We start from the raw sequence: 17,239 nt of genomic DNA, 5'->3' as shown, positions 1-17,239 counted from the left end.
GCGAACACCTGCAGCGGAATAGTCGACAGCAGCGGCTGGAAAAGCGTTGACACCGAAGGGATTTCGATCAGGTGGTCGGCGTAGGGGCGCACGGTGTCGTCGCCCTCCTCGGCGATGACGATGGTGACCGCGCCGCGGGTCTGGATCTCGCGGATGTTGGACAGCAGCTTGGCGTGCAGCATGGCCGAGCTCTTGGGTGAGGGCATCACGACGAATACCGGCAGGCCGTCTTCGATCAGCGCGATCGGGCCATGCTTAAGCTCACCGGCGGCGAAACCTTCGGCGTGCATATAGGCCAATTCCTTGAGTTTCAACGCGCCTTCCAGCGCGACCGGGTAGCCGACGTGGCGACCGAGGAACAGGATGGTCGACGCCTGGGCGAACCGATAAGCCAGCGCGGCGACCGGCTCGATCTCGGAGATCACCCGGGCCACCAGGTCCGGCATGGATTCCAGCTCGCGGTATTCGCGTTCGACCTCGTCGGGGTATTTGGTGCCGCGGGCCTGCGCCAACGCCAGGCCGACCAGATAGTTGCCCGCGATCTGCGCCAAGAAGGTCTTTGTCGACGCGACCCCGATCTCCGGTCCGGCGCGGGTGTAGAGCACCGCGTCGCATTCGCGCGGGATCTGGGAGCCGTTGGTGTTGCAGATCGCCAGGACCTTGGCCTTCTGCTCCTTGGCGTGCCGGACCGCCTCCAAGGTGTCGGCGGTCTCACCCGACTGCGAGATGGCGACCACCAGCGTGCTGCGGTCCAGCACCGGGTCGCGGTAGCGGAACTCGCTGGCCAGCTCCACTTCGACGGGCAGCCGGGTCCAGTGCTCGATCGCGTACTTGGCCAGCAGCCCGGAGTGATACGCGGTCCCGCAGGCGACCACGAAGACCTTGTCGATCTCGCGCAGCTCCTGATCGGAGAGCCGCTGCTCGTCGAGCACGATCCGGCCGTCGACGAAATGCCCGACTAACGTGTCGGCCACCGCGGTGGGCTGCTCGGCGATCTCCTTGAGCATGAAGTACTCGTAGCCGCCCTTCTCGGCGGCGGCCAGGTCCCAGTCGATGTGAAACTTGTGTGCATTGGCGGCATCGTCGTTGCCGTCGAAGTCGGTGATCCGGTAGCCGTCCGCGGTGATCACCACGGCCTGGTCCTGGTCCAATTCGACCGCGTCGCGGGTGTGCTCGATGAACGCGGCCACGTCGGAGCCGACGAACATCTCGCCGTCGCCGATGCCAACGACCAGCGGTGTCGAGCGGCGCGCGGCGACGATGGTGCCCGGCTCGTCGGCGTTCGCAAATACCAGGGTGAAGTGGCCTTCGAGGCGGCGCAGCACGGCCAACACCGAACCGACGAAGTCGCCCGCGGTCTCACCGTGCTGATACGCCCGCGCCACCAGGTGTACGGCGACCTCGGTGTCCGTGTCGCTGGCGAACTCCACGCCGGCCGCCTCCAGCTCGTGGCGCAGGATGGTGAAGTTCTCGATGATGCCGTTGTGGACGACGGCGATCTTGCCCGCCGCGTCACGATGCGGGTGCGCGTTGCGATCGGTGGGACGTCCGTGGGTGGCCCAGCGGGTGTGACCGAGGGCCGTGGTACCGGCCAATGCGGCGGGCTCGGTGTCCGCGAGCGCGCTCTCCAGGTTGGACAACCGTCCGGCACGCCGGCGCACCGTCAATTTGCCGACCCCGTCGACCAGTGCAATGCCCGCCGAGTCGTAACCGCGGTATTCCATCCGCCGCAGTGCGTCGACGACGACGTCGCGGGCTGACTGATGCCCGACATATCCGACGATTCCGCACATAGCCCATCAGGGTAGTGCAGCCGCCCCGGCTGGGACGGCTGCACTCGTCTGACCTGCGGTTGCGGCTTGCGGCCGGGTACGCAGGGCTATCTGATCTCGGTTCCATGGCTCAAGAGCCGCCGCTATCTCAGCGTCGGCTCCCGGCAGGGGTCGGGGCCGGATTACCAGCCCGGTCCTGGTGGGGGCGGGCCCCAGCCGGGACCACCACCCGGACCCCAACCACCCGGGCCGTCTGGGTGCCAAGGGCCATAGCCGTGCCAGTGGCCCTGGTCGCGGGGCTCGCCGTCGAAGTAGAAGTCGTCATGGCAGCGGTCCCAACCCCAGTTTTGGCCCCAGCCCGGGTCCCACCACTGGCCGGGGCACCAGTGATAGTCGGGCATCGGCCCGGGATTAGCCTCAGCAACGCTCGCCGCACCCAGACCAGCAAGTCCCAGACCCGTGGTGAGGGCAGTCGCGGCTGCGATTCGTTTGATGTTCTTCACCTTGTCTTATTACCACGCAAACCGGGGCGACCAAACATCTCGCTGACGGTTTTTCTTGTGAATTCCTATGAATCAGCTTGGTATTGACTGTGTTTCAGTACCTGCAGGAAGTGGAGTTGACGGCGACGTAAGCGGCCCATCAGCGCGTTGTCGCAGGAACCCAGGCCGGCGGGCGATATGCGGCCGAGAATCGGCCTGGTCGACACTGGACGCGTGACAAACATGGCGACGCGGCGCCGTCGACAGGAGGAGACAGCAGTGGCCGATGACGGGTTTCACCCCAACTTGCAGCAAAGCGATCGAGTGGCTCGGAATCGAGTGCACCATGTCAAGTCGGCTGAGATCGACGCCGACACCGCGCAGAGCGAGGGCATGCAGCGCTTCGCCGCGATCAGTGGACGCACGGTCGGCTCGGAAAAGCTCTGGATGGGCGAGACGCACGTCCACCCGCGGACGGTGTCGGCCAACCATCACCACGGAGAATCCGAAACGGCGATCTTTGTCCGCAGCGGCCACCCCGACTTCGTGTTTTTTGACGGCGAACACGAGGTGCGCATCGCCACCAATCCCGGCGACTACGTCTTCATACCGCCGTATTTGCCTCATCGGGAAGAGAACCCGAGCCCGGACGAGCCGGCCACGGTCGTGATCGCTCGGAGCACCCAGGAGGCGGTCGTCGTCAATCTGCCAGAGCTCTACGCGCTGTAGGCCCGCGATATCCGACCAAAGCAGCGCAGCCGCCCCAGGTGGGACGGCTGCGCTCGGGTGATGTGGAAAGTGTCTTAGCTCAGGGGTGCCACGGGCCGGGGCCGTGCCAGTGGCCCTGATCGTGCGGTTCGCCGTCGAAGTAGAAGTCGTCGTGACAACGGCCCCCGTCCCAGTTGTGGCCCCAGCCCGGGTCCCAGAACTGGCCGGGACACCAGTGATAGTCGGGCACCGGCGCCGGATAAGCCTCAGCAACGCTCGCCGCACCCAGACCAGCAAGTCCAAGACCTGTGGTGAGGGCAGTCGCGGCTGCGATTCGTTTGATGTTTTTCACGACCTCGTAGTACCACGCACGGCCCGCCGACTAAACGTATCCAGCCGCGCGTGTTTTCTTGCGAGTTTCTGTGAATCACCTTGCCATTGGCTGGTTTACAGCTGTCAGTAAGCCGTGCCGCTGCGAGTGTCAGAGCGCCCGCCGCTGCAGGGTGTCCGGGGCAGCGCCGCAGTGCGCTACCGTCAACGGGTGGCCAGCGCTCGCAAGCTTGTTGCCGCCCTCACCCGGCCGGGGCCGCATCGCGTCCTGCGCGGTGACCTGGCCTTTGCCGGCTTGCCAGGCGTGGTCTACACACCCGAAGCGGGACTGAACCTGCCCGGTGTGGCCTTCGGCCACGACTGGCTCACCGGCGTCGACCGCTATTCGCGCTTGCTGGAGCACCTGGCCTCGTGGGGCATCGTTGCGGCGGCCCCCGACACCGAGCGAGGACTGGCGCCCTCGGTACTGAACCTGGCCTTCGATCTGGGCACCGCGCTCGACATCGCCGCGGGGGTGCGCCTTGGCCCGGGCAAGATCAGCGTGCATCCCAGCAGACTCGGCGTGATCGGCCACGGCTTCGGCGGCTCGGCTGCGGTGTTTGCGGCGGCCGGGATGAAGGCCAAGCCCGAGGCGGTGGCGGCGATCTTTCCGACCGTCACCAGCCCGCCCGCCGAGCAACCGGCCGCGACGCTGAACGTGCCCGGCGTGGTGTTCAGCGCACCCGGCGATGCCAAGAAATTGCGCTCCAACGCCCTTGACCTGTGGCGAGCCTGGGACATGGCCACGCTGCGGGTGGTCAACAAAGCCCAGCCCGGCGGGCTCACCGAGGGCCGTCGGCTGACGGCGGCGTTCGGCCTAGGCGGTCCCGATCGCAAGACACAGAAGGCGATTCGCGCGTTGCTGACCGGGTATCTGCTGTATGCACTCGGCGGTGACAAGACGTATCGGGACTTCGCCGATCCAGACGTCCAATTGCCCAGGACCGTCGCCGCAGAGCAGGCGGCGACGCCGGTGAGCCCGGAGGAAAAGTTCGTCGCGTTACTGAAGGGCTGAGCGAACCAACCAACCGGTTGGGTGTTATAAAGTCGCAATGAGAATCGGACTTACGCTGAACTACTCCGGCGGCTTCAAGGAAGCCGTGGAGCACGTCGTGGAGCTGGAGAAGATCGGCGCCGATATCGTCCTGGTCGCCGAGGCCTATTCTTACGACGCGGTCAGCCAGCTCGGCTATCTGGCGGCCAAGACCAGCACGATCGAGCTCGGGTCGGGCGTGTTCCCGATCTACACCCGGACTCCGTCGCTGCTGGCCATGACGGCCGCCGGCTTGGACTATGTCTCCGACGGCCGATTCCAGCTGGGCATCGGCACCTCCGGGCCCCAAGTCGTCGAAGGATTCCACGGTCTCGCATTTGACGCCCCGCTGGGCCGCACCCGCGAAGTGGTGGAGATCTGCCGGCAGGTGTGGCGCCGGGAGCGCGTGAACTACAACGGCAAGCATTACCAGGTTCCGCTGCCGGCCGAGCGCGGCACCGGATTGGGCAAAGCACTACAGCTGATCAACCATCCTGTGCGCGAACGGATTCCGGTATCGATCGCGGCACTGGGCCCCAAGAACGTGGAACTGACGGCCGAAATCGCCGAAGGCTGGCAACCGATTTTCTTCTATCCGGAGAAGGCGCAATCGGTTTGGGGTGAGGCACTGGACGCCGGACGAGCCAGACGTGATCCCACGTTGGGCCCCCTGGACGTGATGGTGGGCACATCGCTGGCCATTGGCGACGATGTCGAAAACCGGCTGGAGTGGCTCAAACCGCAGCTGGCCCTCTACATCGGCGGTATGGGCGCCAAGGGTCGCAACTTCTACCACAACCTGGCGACCCGCTACGGGTTCGTCGAGGTCGCGGACCGAATTCAGGAGCTGTACCTCAGCGGCCGCAAGAACGAGGCGATCGCCGCTGTGCCCGATGAACTGGTGCGTTCGATCTCACTGATCGGTCCGCGCGGATTCGTCGCCGAACGGGTGGCGGCGTTCGCGGAAGCCGGCGTGACAACACTATTGGCCACCCCGGTGAGCACCGACCGGGATGAATCGGTGCGCTATGTCGAGGCGTTGCGCGAACTACTGCCCGGTTGATCCATCACTGCCCCGCCTGGGGCAGTTCGTCGGCGGCGATCTCACACGGCGTTGATCCGTCGGTTTGCGGTGCGGGCGCTGCTTCCGGCGCCGCGTCCGGCGGCTGCGGCGAGACCTGCTGGGCTACCGGCTCGTCGACGGAATCGGCTGCCGCTGGGGGGCTTTCGGCGGGTACTTCGTCGGCGGCGTCTTCGTTGGTGCTGACTGGCTCGGCATCCGCAGTATCGGCGTCACCCGGATCATCGCTGTCGTCGTCGGTGTCATCGTCGTCCGCCAGGTCGGGGCCACCGCCGAGTGGATCGTCGTCGTCCAGGGGATCGTCCAACAGCGGATCTCCGGACCCGGACGGGTCGGAGAAACCGTCAGCCAACGAACCCACCAGACCGCCGATGCCGTCGACGATCTTGCCGACGAGGCCGCCGAGACCGCCGCCGAGACTGCCGAGGCTACCCAGATTGCCTGCGCCGCTGGATAAGCCGGCGGTGTCGCCCAGCGGGCCGGCCAGGTCGGAAGGCATCGAAGACCAATCGTCGAGTGCGCCCGGCGGTTGGGTCGGCGGCTGGGGAGTCGGCGGTGGCGCGGGGGGCGACGCCGCAGCCGGCACAGTGGGCACCACATCGGCCGGCGTCGGCGTCTCCGGAACGGTCGCCGTGGCCGCGGTTCGACCGGGCGGCTCATCGAATACCGGTTGCCAACGTGGACCCAGTTCACCGGGAATCTCGAAACAAACGTCCCGCGTCGAGCTCAGCGCGTCGATGGCCGCGTCGTACGACGCCTCCGCCGACGCCGCGGCCGCACGCATGGCCGTCAACCAGTCGAGCCGAATATCGTTGTCCACGTAGGGATTGACGCGTTGCCGAACCAGCTCTTCGGCCGCCGAGTCGCCCACCCCAGCCGTCACCGTCTGTGCCGCCGCCAGCCAACTGGGCCGCTCCCCTAGCCTGCGATCATCGATGGCGGCAGCGGTCGCGGCCTTGCCGTCGACCACCTGCCACAAGCTGTCGCGCAGCGCGGCGTAGCTGTCGGCCGCGACGCGGACATGCACGGCCACCTCCGCTGCGGTGTCGCAGTGGCGCTGCAGAAATTGCGTCGCGGAGTCGGCTCCCGAGCCCGTCCAGGCCGCCGCGATCTCGGTGAGCTGTCCACGCTGCAGCCATAGCGCTTCGTCGATCGTGTTGACCGCCGCCCGAATCGCAGCGCTGTCGTCGTCCAAAACCCGGAGGTCAAGCCCGGTTTCGGTGTCATACCAATCCTGGACCTGTGCAGCGTGCGCGGTCAGGTCGGGATGCTGGTAACCAAGCACATGACATGCCTGCACGTAGGTCTGCGTGTGCTCTACAGCGGGCCGGCCCTCGGCCAGTCGACCCGCCACGTCAAAACGTTGCGCCATAGTTCAGCCGATCCGCCCCGCGGCGCTCAGGTCGGCCTCTGCGTAGCGGTCGGCGCTGGCGCGCAGCGCCGCAGCAATCTCCATGGTCGCTCGTGCCCAGTGCGCAAGCCCATCGGCCAACCGATTCAGCGCCAACCGCAGCGCGTCGCCGTGACCGACATAAGCCCGCCCGGCGGTTGCCCCGTCGAAAGCCAACCTCGCAAAGTGAGTGCGCACCGCGCCGTCAATGAGTTGCGCGGCATCGTCGAACCGGTTTGCGGCGGTCCGTACCGCCGCGGCGTCGACGAACGCATTTCGTTGTCCCATACCGGCTTCGACGCATCGGGCCGTCCGGGGGTTCCGCGAAGGCGACGATGCGGGCTGTCAGTGCTGGGCGCGGACCGTTTCAGCGACGTGGGTAGCGAGCCGATGGGCGGTGCGCTCGTCGTCCGCTTCCACCATGACACGAATCATCTGTTCGGTTCCCGAGGGCCGCAACAAAATTCGCCCCGTATCGCCGAGCTCATCCTCGGCCTGCTGAACCGCCGTGCGAACCGAGGGCGCGGCGACGGCGGCTGCCTTGTCCGCGACCCCGACGTTGATCAGCACCTGCGGCAAAGTGTGCATCGCGGAGGCCAGGGCGGTCAGCGACGAGCCGGTCTGCGCTATCCGCGACATCAGCCGCAGACCGATGAGGATGCCGTCGCCGGTGGTCGCCAACCCGGGCAGCACGATGTGGCCGGATTGTTCGCCGCCAAGGCTGTAGTCACCGGATCGCAGCTCTTCCAGGACATAGCGGTCGCCGACGCTGGTGGTGCGAACGCTCACACCGGCCGCGCGCATCGCCAGATGCAGCCCGAGGTTGCTCATCACGGTCGCCACCAGCGTGTTGTCGACCAGTTCGCCGGCCTCTTTCATCGCCAGCGCCAGGATCACCATGATCGCGTCGCCGTCGACGACCTGGCCGGTGGCATCGATCGCCAGGCAGCGGTCGGCGTCGCCGTCGTGCGCCAGACCGAGGTCGGCGCGGTGGGCGAGGACAGCCGATCGCACCGCATCGAGGTGGGTCGACCCGCAGCGGTCGTTGATGTTGAGCCCGTTGGGTTCGGCGTTGATCGCGATGACCCGAGCCCCGGCCGCCCGGTAGGCGCGCGGTGCCGCCACCGAGGCCGCGCCGTGCGCGCAGTCGACGACGACGGTCAACCCGTCGAGCCCGACGGTTCCCGACTTGCCGACGTGACGCAGGTAGCGGTCCAGCGCGTCCTCGGCGTCGATCACCCGTCCGATTCCCGATCCCGCGGGCCGCAGCCCCGGCCCGGCCGCGACCAGATCCTCGATCTGGTCTTCGGTCGCGTCGTCGAGCTTGTGACCGCCCGGCCCGAAGATCTTGATGCCATTGTCGGGCATCGGGTTGTGCGACGCCGAGATCATCACCCCGAAATCGGCGTCGTAAGCGCTGGTCAAGTAGGCCACCGCCGGCGTCGGCAGCACCCCGGCCCGCAGCGCGTCCACACCTTCACTGGTCAGACCGGCGATCACCGCCGCTTCCAGCATCTCGCCGCTGGCACGTGGATCGCGGCCGATCACCGCAACACGCCGGCGCGCGGTGTTCGTGCTGGTCAGCCGTCGAGCAGCGGCAGCGCCCAAGGCGAGCGCGAGCTCGGCGGTGAGCTCTTGATTGGCGACTCCGCGGACGCCGTCGGTGCCGAATAGTCGACCCATGCGGACAAACCTCTCACAGTTGGTAGCCGCGCACACGCATGACAAGAGGATTGCCCGTAGTGCCACCCAACTGGTACGCGGCCGTGATCGCCGCCGGGATCAGCGCTTGCTGTACTGCGGCGCCTTGCGGGCCTTCTTCAGGCCGTACTTCTTGCGCTCGACGGCGCGCGGGTCACGGGTGAGGAAGCCGGCCTTCTTCAGGGCAGGCCGGTCCTCGGGCGTGACCAGGATCAATGCCCGGGCGATCGCCAGCCGCAGCGCACCGGCCTGGCCGGACGGGCCACCGCCATCGAGGTGGGCAAAGATGTCGAAGGCTTCCAGCCGGTCGACGATGACCAGCGGCGCCTTGATGAGCTGCTGGTGCACCTTGTTGGGGAAGTAGGCCTCCAGGCTGCGGCCGTCGAGCTCGAATTTGCCGGTTCCGGGCACCAGCCGCACCCGGACCACGGCCTCCTTGCGGCGCCCGACCGCTTGGATCGGCCGGTCGATGACGACGGCGGCACCGGTTTCCCGCGGCGTGGCGGCAGCTGCCGGGGCCTCGGAAGTCTCGGCGGTCACGGCTTCGGTCTCAGTTCCTGCGATTTCTGTCATTGGGCCACCTGCTTGATCTCGAACGGAGCCGGCTGCTGGGCGGTGTGCGGGTGCTGCGGCCCGGCGTAGACGTGCAGCTTGCGCTTGATCTGACGGCTGAGCTTGTTCTTCGGCAGCATGCCCACGATCGCCTTTTCCACCACACGGTCGGGGTGCTTTTCCATCAACTCGCCGATCGTGCGGCTATGCAGCCCGCCGGGATAACCCGAGTGGCGGTAAGCCAGCTTGTTGCGCAGTTTGTCGCCGCTGATGGCGACCTTGTCGGCATTGATCACGATGACGAAATCGCCACCGTCAACATTGGGGGTGAATGTCGGCTTGTGCTTGCCGCGCAGCAGGTTGGCTGCCGCGACGGCAAGGCGACCGAGCACCACGTCCGTGGCGTCGATGACATACCACGACCGCGTGGTGTCACCCGCCTTCGGCGCGTAGGTAGACACAGCGCTTACCTTTTCTTTCTCTCGGGTTGGATCCCGGTGTGACCCGGGTGCCGGTCAGGCGTCCACGGCAAGGGATGATCTCGGCGACCGACATTGACCCGAGGTCCCGGCGTACCGCACGCCAACGGAGCAGCTTACCGGCGGTCATCCACGCAGGTCAAAACGCCGTCTTCCGCGTGCCGACTGGCGGCCCGCGGTGGCCCTTCCCAAGGTTGAGGCATCCGCACTGTTGCGGCTATGGGATCAGAAGACCGTCAGCAGTGATCCGAGATCGGGCACCACCGTGGATGCCAGATCAGGAACCAGCGTCGAAGCCAGATCCGGCGAGATGACCGAAGCGAGATCCGGCAGGAGGCTGGAGATCGACGACCCGTCGAGGAGCTGCGTGACGTCCCCGAGCAATCCCGGGTCGAGGGCGTCCGGGGGAGGTATGGTGCCGCCGGTGGGGCCGTAGTACAACTCATGGACGATCAGCTCAGGCAATTGCTTCACGAGCGCATCCAGGCCGGTGTCTCCCAGGCCGTTGAATGGTACGAGGAATCCGTTGTAAGCGTCGGAATCGCCGAGCTCGGTGGCGGCGGATCCGATGGCATCGGCGAAGGCGGTGGGTAGGCCGTTTTGGAAGAGGAAGGCGTACAGGAGGTCTCCGGGAGCCGCGGCAAGCGTGCTGAGCACGCCCGACGCGTCCCCCGCGGTCACGTCGGAAGCCAATGCGTGACCAATCTGCCCCAAATCGATCAAGGTGTTGTCCACCGGACCGAAACCAGACTGAACGAGGGCAGGCAGCACCTGGTCTGCCAGGTAGCCGGGTAAGTCGCCGATGTTGGTCAGGCTGGGGATTCCACCTGTGAAAATGGTGCTCAAAATTTGGAATGGTTCCTCGAGGACCCAATGGCCGTCGATCGTCGTCGCGTCCTGGATGAACTGCGTGATCAGGTTGAGATAGACGTCGAGGTTACCGATATCGGGCAAACCGACCGGGGCACTCGGATCAGAAAACAGACCGCCCACCAACGGCAGGCTATCCAACGGGTTGGCGTCACCGAGATCCAAGTTCCCGGCAAGTCCGCCCAACGCATTCTCGACGTCCCCCAGCAGGTCTGACACCCCGGCCAGCTGGATCGAGCGCAACTGCACGTCGGGTGGGCGCAACTCCAGCGGAGTGACGGCGATCATTCCGGCGCCCAGCAGCGCGACCCCGACGGTGGCATAAGAACGAAGTATTTGCTGCATGATCCTCCCCTTTATGGATAGCCCGACCCGGGGCTTAGAGCGCATAAAGTATCTGAAAGATCGCGGCAGCATCGCAGATTTCGGCGAATTAAAACAAACGTAACTAAAGCGCTCCGGATTGTTCACCCATCACCATCGGTGCGTGGGAGGACCAGCAAACGCATCAATATCAACATAACTAGCCAGAAGGGGGTTAAACGGCAGCCCAGCGCAGCCGGAGACCACGCTGTCCTACTGCTCGGCCAATTTCACGCTGGACGAGGACGTCGAGCCTTTCGGCCCGATCGGAGGTGATTACCTAGATGTGCCGATCGGCCTCATATCCGCATCACGCCGGCACCGTGCCATGAAGCAATCACAAACCTCCTGGTGGAGTGACCGGTAAACGTCTACGGACCCCCCTTGTTGCCGGAAATGTGGATATGACTGCGCGGTCCCGCGGGCTCTCCCCTCCGTCGGGACCGCGCAGAGCTTCTGTGCGGCCCGGTGGCTAACGCTTCCACACACCGGCCGCCCGGCGATCGGCCGCAGCAACGTCGTCGGCGCCGTCACGCACCGCGTTTCCGAGGTCGACCAAGATTTCGTTGAGGGCAATGGCCGCCTGATGCCACTTCAGCTGCTCGACCCCATAAGCGGTGGCGGCTTCGCGGGTCCACAGTTCCTGCAGCGGCGCAACCTGAGACTTCAACTCCTGCAACGCTGCGTTGAAGCGGGCCGAAGTGGTGTGGATCTCCTGGCGGACCGAGCATTCGATCTCTTCGAAGTTGTAGAACAGCCGTGGGTCCACTGCTGGCGGCCTCACAAATTCCCGCCGGCGCTGCCGATGTGGTGCGCATGGTTGTCGGCCGCCTCCCGCAGTGCGGCTTCGTTGTAACGAATCGTCTCCGCGATGCTGTGGAGCGCATGGTGAAGTTTCATCGACTCCGCATTCCACCGATGCACCACGTCCTTGAAGCGCGCTGCCGCGGCGCCACCCCATACCGACGACGGCACACTGCTCATATGACCGATGAATGCCTGCAGCGTCGTTCGGATCTCCTCATTACGGGTGTCGATCGCCGCTGCAACCGAGCGCATCAGATCAAAATCGGTGCTGAGCGTGTTGCCACCTGCGGATGTATTCACCTTTTCCCCTTTGCCCAACGGTCGCAGACCTAACCGCGCCAACGACATGTAGGACGCCTGCGCACGTGTTCCGGTTCCCGCCGTTCGGCAGGCGTATAACTCAGCTCAATGTCCGAGCCGACCGCACCGCCAGATCGCATACCTGCCGCATCGCATCGTCGTGTCCGTGGCGGCTTTGACATCCGATGCTGATCCGGACGGCCTTGTCGACCAGCACGGTCCATCGGATGTCGTGGCCAGACCGGACCTCCCGATAGGTCACCGCAGCGCGGCCGGCGCTATTGCCGGCCGGGTTGAAGTCAACGAATACGCCGGTTGGCTCGGCGTCAATCGCATGCTTCAGCGACTCGGCGGTGGCGCTCAGAGTTGCAATGGCAACCCGCGATTGCGTCACGTGCAGCGCCACCTCGGGATCCGACGGCGACGTGACCTGCACGCGCGCCGAACCGGGCCCGGCTACGATCCGCTGCGTCGGCCATTCCGCCGGAACCTCAAGCGCGACGCGACCTTCCACCAGAAACGTTGTCGGAACGTCACTGCCCGCGGGTGCGCTGCGACGGGCCGAGACGAGCGCCCCGAGCGCTCCGATGATCAGCATTACAACCAACACCAGCCCCCAGTGACGGGGATAACCCCGACCCGCAACTTCGGTGTAGCGCGACTCAGAAGGACTGCCTTCACGCTGAAAGATCTCTGCGGCACAACTTTTGAACAGGGCGTCATCGACTTGCACCGCGGTTATCCCGCCGCTCGCGCGCATGCCTTCAGCGATCATCGCCCCCAACGCGCCAGCCCCGGTTACCGTGCTGGGGGCGTCAATCACGACGACGGCGGTCGGGTCCGACGTCATCTCGCGGATGGAACGCACGACCGCCTCAGCGACACACTGCGGTTCTCCGCGGCGGGTTTCGGTGATCACCGCCGCACCGGTGATCACCACGAAGCAGTCAGCGATCTCTACAACCACGGTCAGGTGCTGGGATTCGACCGGGGATGCCTGGGTCAGCAACCATGATCGCGGTCGCATCACAACCTCGCCGGCGAGGACCCGCGCCGCCGTGCTGACCAAATCAACGCGCCTCGGCGCCCACCACGACGGGTGGACGACGATCGCACGTTCAGGGCTCCCGCAGTCCAGCGACCCCAGCACCGTCCGCCACAGCAAGTCGATTGGGACGGGACGAAGGTCGACCAGGGTTACCGGATCGTCGATGCTGTCGAACGCAATCCTTACCATCTCGTTGTCAGCGACTGCGCCGCCATCGCAACATAATTGGCGGATCACGTTTGGACCGACCTCGACTACCTGCGCGATCACGGCGGCGGGCTCCAGGCGACCTGCACCAACTGCGAGTTGCCTTGACGAGTGATCAGCGTGCCACGGCCAGGCGGCATGGGCGACTGGCGCACCGACCCAATCAATGGGCCCTCGTCCGGGCTTCCGCTCATGATCAATGCCATACAGCCGGCATCTCGCAACCCAGCGAGAAGGGGCTCGAACAGGGCGCGAGCGGCGCTACCGCTGCGCCGGGCCACCACCAAGTGCAGCCCCAGGTCTTTAGCTTGCGGCAGAAATTCCAACAGCGGTGTCAGCGGATTGCTCCGATCGGAGGCAACCAGGTCGTAATCGTCGATCACGACGTATATCTCGGGCCCCGACCACCAGGACCGGGTGCGCAGTTGCGCGGACGTAACGTTCGAAGGCGGCACCCTTCCGCGCAGCCGTTCGACAAGACGCGGTACGGCCGCGTCGACCGCATCCGCCGAGACGAGGTATCCGCCAAGATGTTCGGACTCGGGCTCGACGACGCCGAAAAGCGAGCGTCGGAAATCGACGATGAACAATTGGGACTGGGCCGCTGTCGTGGTCCGCAAGAGCTCACGGCAAATGGTGCGCAATGCGGCTGTCTTGCCGCATTCGCTGTCCCCGAGAATCAGAAGGTGCAGCTGCTGAGCAAAATCGATTGCCAGTGGCCGTAGTTCACCGTCCTCGAGACCGATGAAGACGTCGGCGTCTCGCCCTTCGACCGCTCGTTCAACTATGCTGCGGTAGTCGACGAGTGTGGGCAGGAGGCGTATCGGTGGTGCGGTCGACCCGCTGTGACGGCGCCGCAACATCTCTCCGATTCGCGCACCGGCCTCGACCAGGCCAGAACTCGAGCCGGCGCCGTCCAGCCTGGGCAGGGCGATCACCATGTGCAGCCCATCGTGGGAAAGCCCTCGACCCGGCTTTCCATCGGGGACTTGCTGAGCCCGCCGACGGTCCAGCTCGGAATCCGTGGGATCGCCCAGCCGCAACTCGATTCGGGTCCCAATCTGATCCTTGAGCGCGGGACGAATCTCAGCCCATCGCGATGCAGATATCACGATATGCACACCGAATGAGAGTCCCTGTACAGCGAGGCTTGTGATCGATGCCTCGATAGTTTCGAATTCACGGCGTAGGGTTGCCCACCCATCGACGATCAGGAATACATCACCGAATCTGTCGCATATTGGATCTTGCCGCGTCTTCAGTACGCGATAATGCGCCATCGATTCGATCCCGTGGTCGCGGAAGACGGTCTCGCGAGACCGGATGATTGCTTCAAGCTGGGCGATCATGCGTTGAGCCAACTGCGATTCTGTTCTCCCAGCGACCGAACCGACATGCGGCCAGTCACGCAGCGATGCCAACATCCCACCGCCGAAGTCGAGACAGTAGAACTGCACCGAGCCCGGCTCGTGGGTGACCGCCAGCGCAGCGATCAGCGTGCGCAAAGTTGTCGACTTGCCGGACTGAGGTGCTCCGACTACGGCGACATTGCCGGCAGCGCTTGATAAGTCGACAACGAGCGGCGTCCGCCGTTGCTCGAACGGGCGATCAACGATACCGATGGAAACGGTCAACGCCTGCGTGGGTTCGCCAGTGGATTCGGCCTCGCGCAGCACCGTGTCCAGTGCCGGCGTCGCTGCGAGCGGCGGTAGCCACACCTCATGCGCACGAGGCCCATACCCGGTCAGCCGATCCACGACCGTCTGAAGGAGCGTGCGCCGATCAACGAGACCCGCGCCGGTCCTACCGGTAAGCGTGACCGGCCCTGCCGGCCCGCCGGTGAACAATCGGACAACCGCCGGTACTTTCACGTCGTCGGGCAAACCGAAATCCTTTGCAACCTCTGGGGTTTTCGCATTCCAAGGGCCGGAAACATACGCGGTTTGGAACCGAATCAAGTCATCGGTGCCCACCCGTAGATACGCCGAGCCCGGCGTGCTGGGCAGTTCATAAGCATCGGATGTTCCCAACACAAGTCGCGATTCGTTGGCCGACCATGTTTTCAGGCACACGCGATACGACAGATGCGATTCCAGCCCACGAAGTCTGCCCTCGTCCAGACGTTGACTGGCCAGCAGCAGATGCATACCCAGCGATCGCCCTAGTCGGCCGATTGCTACGAAGACGTCAGCGAAATCCGGATGATGACTGAGCAGTTCGGAGAATTCGTCCACGATGATGAACAGCACCGGCAGGGGTGCTAATCGGCTACCTGCACGCCGCGCCCGATCGTAAGCGACCATCCCGTCGAGGTTGCCCGCCAAGCGAAGCGCTTCCTGTCGGCGATTCATTTCACCGGTTAGGGCATCCCGCATTCGAGCGACCAGTGCCGCCTTGTCGGACAAGTTGGTGATGACAGCCGCGACGTGCGGCGCCGGTTCCAAGCCGGCGAACGTCGCACCCCCCTTGAAGTCAATCAGGGCCAGGTTGAGCTCTTCGGGTGAATGACGGGCCATCATCCCGAGTGCGACCGTGCGCAAGAACTCCGACTTACCCGACCCGGTCGCCCCGATGCAAAGGCCGTGTGGCCCCATGCCTTTTTCGGCGGCTTCCTTGATATCGAGGTCGACTGGCGCGCCGGTTGGTGTCGTGCCGATGGGAACACGAAGCCGATCGCGGCGACTTCTGCTGTTCCAACGATCAGTCGGGTTATACGACTCGAGATCACCAATCCCGAGGAGATCGAGCCAGCCCAAGCCGACCCCGGGTGCGGCCGCGGACGCATCCGGCCCGGCCCGGTACCCGGCCAGTCTTTGCGCACACACCAGCGCATCGGGGTAACTCATCTGATCGGGATGTGCGTACGCTTCGTCGGCGCCCGGCGGCGCGGTTGCCACCCGGTTCTCGCTCACCAGCAGCCGCAGCACCCCAGCTGTTGCCGCGCCGTCATCGCAGGTGTCGACCGACAGCAAAGTCACGCCACCGGTGGCACTTTCGAGCACGCTTCCGGCATCGAGGTCGTGGTCGACAACGACTATCACGTGGGCCGGCACGCGGTCTGGCATCAAACCGGCGAGCGCCTTCTCGGCCGCAGCCAGCGACGAGTACGCCATCCGGGCAGAGCCGAGACGGTCGTCGGCGTGCGGATGCTGATGGTGCGGTAGCCATTTCAACCAGTCCCAGTCGCCTCGCTTGCGGTCACTGATTACGGCGACAATCAAGACCAGGCTCGGACTGTGCATCACGGCGAGCTGACAAATCATCGCGCGCAACAGCGCACGCGCGTGCATCGCTTCCCCGCCGACCGCCACGGCCTTTAATCCGCGTAGGGCGATCGCGATCGGCGCACCCGAGACTGTCGAGTGCGTTCGGAGGAATCGGCGCAGCGCTGTACTGGTTACTGGATCCGGCGGCTGAGCCGGCCCGGTCTGCGGAGGCACCAAACGGGTGGCAAGACGCTGTGTTCCGACGCCGATCCGAACGTTGCAGAAGTCTGAGTCCGCCGGTCGCCGTTCCCACATCCGGCAGCTGCCCACCAGCGTCCACAGCGCGTCAGGATCGGGATGGCACCACACCAGCGAATAGCACTGTGCCGCGGCAGTCTTGACGACGGTGCCGCGTAAGTCGGAGAGGTAGCCCAGATACTCGGCGCGGTCAGCGTTGATCTCACCGCGCTGTCGATCCGCGCCGGACACCACCGTCGCCACTGCTGACAACAGCATCATCAGCGGAAACGTCATGAACACCGGATTGCGCGCCACGCCCGACCGTGAAACAAAGACCACCGCCATCATCCCCACAGTCGCGATGGCCATGACGACCGGCAGAAAACGGGTCATCACGTTCGCCCGTATGGGTCGGCTCACTTCCGGCGGAGCCGCGATAACGGTGTCGGCCGTCTCGAAAAGCGGAGGGTTCAGCCGCGGCGGCGATATGAACTCCACCGTCGCAGAGCTATCGCGCTGCCCCATCCAGCCCTCCGGCATCGTCACTGCGCCAAATGCGATTGGCACCGTAAGTGCGACCGCAATCAGCCGCAAGTCAGCTGTGGATCAACGCATGCGCGGTCTTGCGCCG

Annotated in this window: 16 protein-coding genes; 3 read left to right on the top strand and 13 right to left on the bottom strand. The window is 65.2% G+C overall.

Going from position 1 to position 17,239, the window contains the following annotated elements; translation table 11 throughout:
- On the bottom strand, positions 1-1,793 hold a 1,793-nt coding region (gene glmS / locus VNW74_RS05230; protein ID WP_325675534.1), incomplete at its 3' end, for a glutamine--fructose-6-phosphate transaminase (isomerizing).
- A 161-nt stretch (positions 1,794-1,954) separates the two neighbouring features.
- Positions 1,955-2,275, bottom strand: a complete 321-nt coding sequence (locus VNW74_RS05225) for a hypothetical protein (RefSeq protein WP_325675533.1) — start codon at positions 2,273-2,275, stop codon at positions 1,955-1,957.
- 222 nt (positions 2,276-2,497) lie between these two features.
- Here VNW74_RS05225 and VNW74_RS05220 point away from each other — a divergent pair, with 222 nt between their 5' ends.
- Positions 2,498-2,983 carry a cupin domain-containing protein gene (locus tag VNW74_RS05220; protein ID WP_414686603.1) on the top strand — a complete coding sequence of 162 codons (486 nt, stop codon included), beginning with the start codon at positions 2,498-2,500 and terminating at the stop codon, positions 2,981-2,983.
- 79 nt (positions 2,984-3,062) lie between these two features.
- Here the strand turns inward: VNW74_RS05220 and VNW74_RS05215 are convergent, their stop codons facing one another.
- On the bottom strand, positions 3,063-3,314 hold the full coding sequence (locus VNW74_RS05215) for a hypothetical protein (RefSeq protein WP_325675531.1): 252 nt from the start codon (positions 3,312-3,314) through the stop codon (positions 3,063-3,065).
- Positions 3,315-3,503: 189 nt separating this feature from the next.
- On the opposite strand from VNW74_RS05215, the gene VNW74_RS05210 reads away from it, so the two are divergent.
- On the top strand, positions 3,504-4,346 hold the full coding sequence (locus tag VNW74_RS05210; protein ID WP_325675530.1) for a hypothetical protein: 843 nt from the start codon (positions 3,504-3,506) through the stop codon (positions 4,344-4,346).
- Positions 4,347-4,383: 37 nt separating this feature from the next.
- Positions 4,384-5,427, top strand: a complete 1,044-nt coding sequence (locus VNW74_RS05205) for an LLM class F420-dependent oxidoreductase (RefSeq protein WP_325675529.1) — start codon at positions 4,384-4,386, stop codon at positions 5,425-5,427.
- Between the two features lie 4 nt (positions 5,428-5,431).
- Here the strand turns inward: VNW74_RS05205 and VNW74_RS05200 are convergent, their stop codons facing one another.
- From VNW74_RS05200 to eccCa, 10 genes are all read right to left on the bottom strand, one after another.
- Positions 5,432-6,817: a hypothetical protein gene (locus VNW74_RS05200; protein ID WP_325675528.1), complete on the bottom strand. Its 1,386-nt coding sequence runs from the start codon at positions 6,815-6,817 to the stop codon at positions 5,432-5,434.
- Between the two features lie 3 nt (positions 6,818-6,820).
- Positions 6,821-7,123 (bottom strand): type VII secretion target, encoded by a 303-nt coding sequence (locus VNW74_RS05195; RefSeq protein WP_325675527.1) that lies wholly within the window; start codon positions 7,121-7,123, stop codon positions 6,821-6,823.
- Between the two features lie 57 nt (positions 7,124-7,180).
- Positions 7,181-8,518, bottom strand: a complete 1,338-nt coding sequence (gene glmM / locus VNW74_RS05190; RefSeq protein WP_325675526.1) for a phosphoglucosamine mutase — start codon at positions 8,516-8,518, stop codon at positions 7,181-7,183.
- Between the two features lie 99 nt (positions 8,519-8,617).
- Positions 8,618-9,109 (bottom strand): 30S ribosomal protein S9, encoded by a 492-nt coding sequence (rpsI, locus tag VNW74_RS05185; protein WP_325675525.1) that lies wholly within the window; start codon positions 9,107-9,109, stop codon positions 8,618-8,620.
- Entirely contained in the window at positions 9,106-9,549 is a 444-nt protein-coding gene (gene rplM, locus VNW74_RS05180) for a 50S ribosomal protein L13 (RefSeq protein WP_325675524.1), read from the bottom strand. The genes rpsI and rplM overlap by 4 nt, the downstream gene beginning before the upstream one ends.
- A gap of 243 nt (positions 9,550-9,792) precedes the next feature.
- Positions 9,793-10,782, bottom strand: a complete 990-nt coding sequence (locus VNW74_RS05175; RefSeq protein ID WP_325675523.1) for a hypothetical protein — start codon at positions 10,780-10,782, stop codon at positions 9,793-9,795.
- A 490-nt stretch (positions 10,783-11,272) separates the two neighbouring features.
- A complete protein-coding gene (locus VNW74_RS05170; RefSeq protein ID WP_325675522.1) occupies positions 11,273-11,569 on the bottom strand; it encodes a WXG100 family type VII secretion target in 297 nt (98 codons plus the stop codon).
- Between the two features lie 11 nt (positions 11,570-11,580).
- A complete protein-coding gene (locus VNW74_RS05165) occupies positions 11,581-11,925 on the bottom strand; it encodes a WXG100 family type VII secretion target (protein ID WP_325675521.1) in 345 nt (114 codons plus the stop codon).
- Between the two features lie 82 nt (positions 11,926-12,007).
- Positions 12,008-13,240: a type VII secretion-associated protein gene (locus tag VNW74_RS05160; RefSeq protein WP_325675539.1), complete on the bottom strand. Its 1,233-nt coding sequence runs from the start codon at positions 13,238-13,240 to the stop codon at positions 12,008-12,010.
- Positions 13,222-17,133: a type VII secretion protein EccCa gene (gene eccCa / locus VNW74_RS05155; protein WP_414686602.1), complete on the bottom strand. Its 3,912-nt coding sequence runs from the start codon at positions 17,131-17,133 to the stop codon at positions 13,222-13,224. Before eccCa ends, VNW74_RS05160 begins: the two co-directional genes overlap by 19 nt.
- Positions 17,134-17,239 lie beyond the last annotated feature (106 nt).

Origin of the sequence: Mycobacterium sp., assembly GCF_035570115.1 — a bacterium.
GTDB lineage: Bacteria > Actinomycetota > Actinomycetes > Mycobacteriales > Mycobacteriaceae > Mycobacterium.
Note: the sequence above shows the minus strand (reverse complement) of the source record. Positions and strands in the feature narration are given on the sequence as shown.

What these genes read in the sequence shown, in the direction of transcription:
- VNW74_RS05220 (WP_414686603.1), top strand. Translation starts at nt 2,498, where the DNA reads ATGGCGACGCGGCGCCGTCGACAGGAGGAGACAGCAGTGGCCGATGAC.
- VNW74_RS05205 (WP_325675529.1), top strand. Translation starts at nt 4,384, where the DNA reads ATGAGAATCGGACTTACGCTGAACTACTCCGGCGGCTTCAAGGAAGCC.
- VNW74_RS05200 (WP_325675528.1), bottom strand. Translation starts at nt 6,817, where the DNA reads ATGGCGCAACGTTTTGACGTGGCGGGTCGACTGGCCGAGGGCCGGCCC.
- VNW74_RS05195 (WP_325675527.1), bottom strand. Translation starts at nt 7,123, where the DNA reads ATGGGACAACGAAATGCGTTCGTCGACGCCGCGGCGGTACGGACCGCC.
- glmM (WP_325675526.1), bottom strand. Translation starts at nt 8,518, where the DNA reads ATGGGTCGACTATTCGGCACCGACGGCGTCCGCGGAGTCGCCAATCAA.
- rpsI (WP_325675525.1), bottom strand. Translation starts at nt 9,109, where the DNA reads ATGACAGAAATCGCAGGAACTGAGACCGAAGCCGTGACCGCCGAGACT.
- VNW74_RS05175 (WP_325675523.1), bottom strand. Translation starts at nt 10,782, where the DNA reads ATGCAGCAAATACTTCGTTCTTATGCCACCGTCGGGGTCGCGCTGCTG.
- eccCa (WP_414686602.1), bottom strand. Translation starts at nt 17,133, where the DNA reads ATGGGGCAGCGCGATAGCTCTGCGACGGTGGAGTTCATATCGCCGCCG.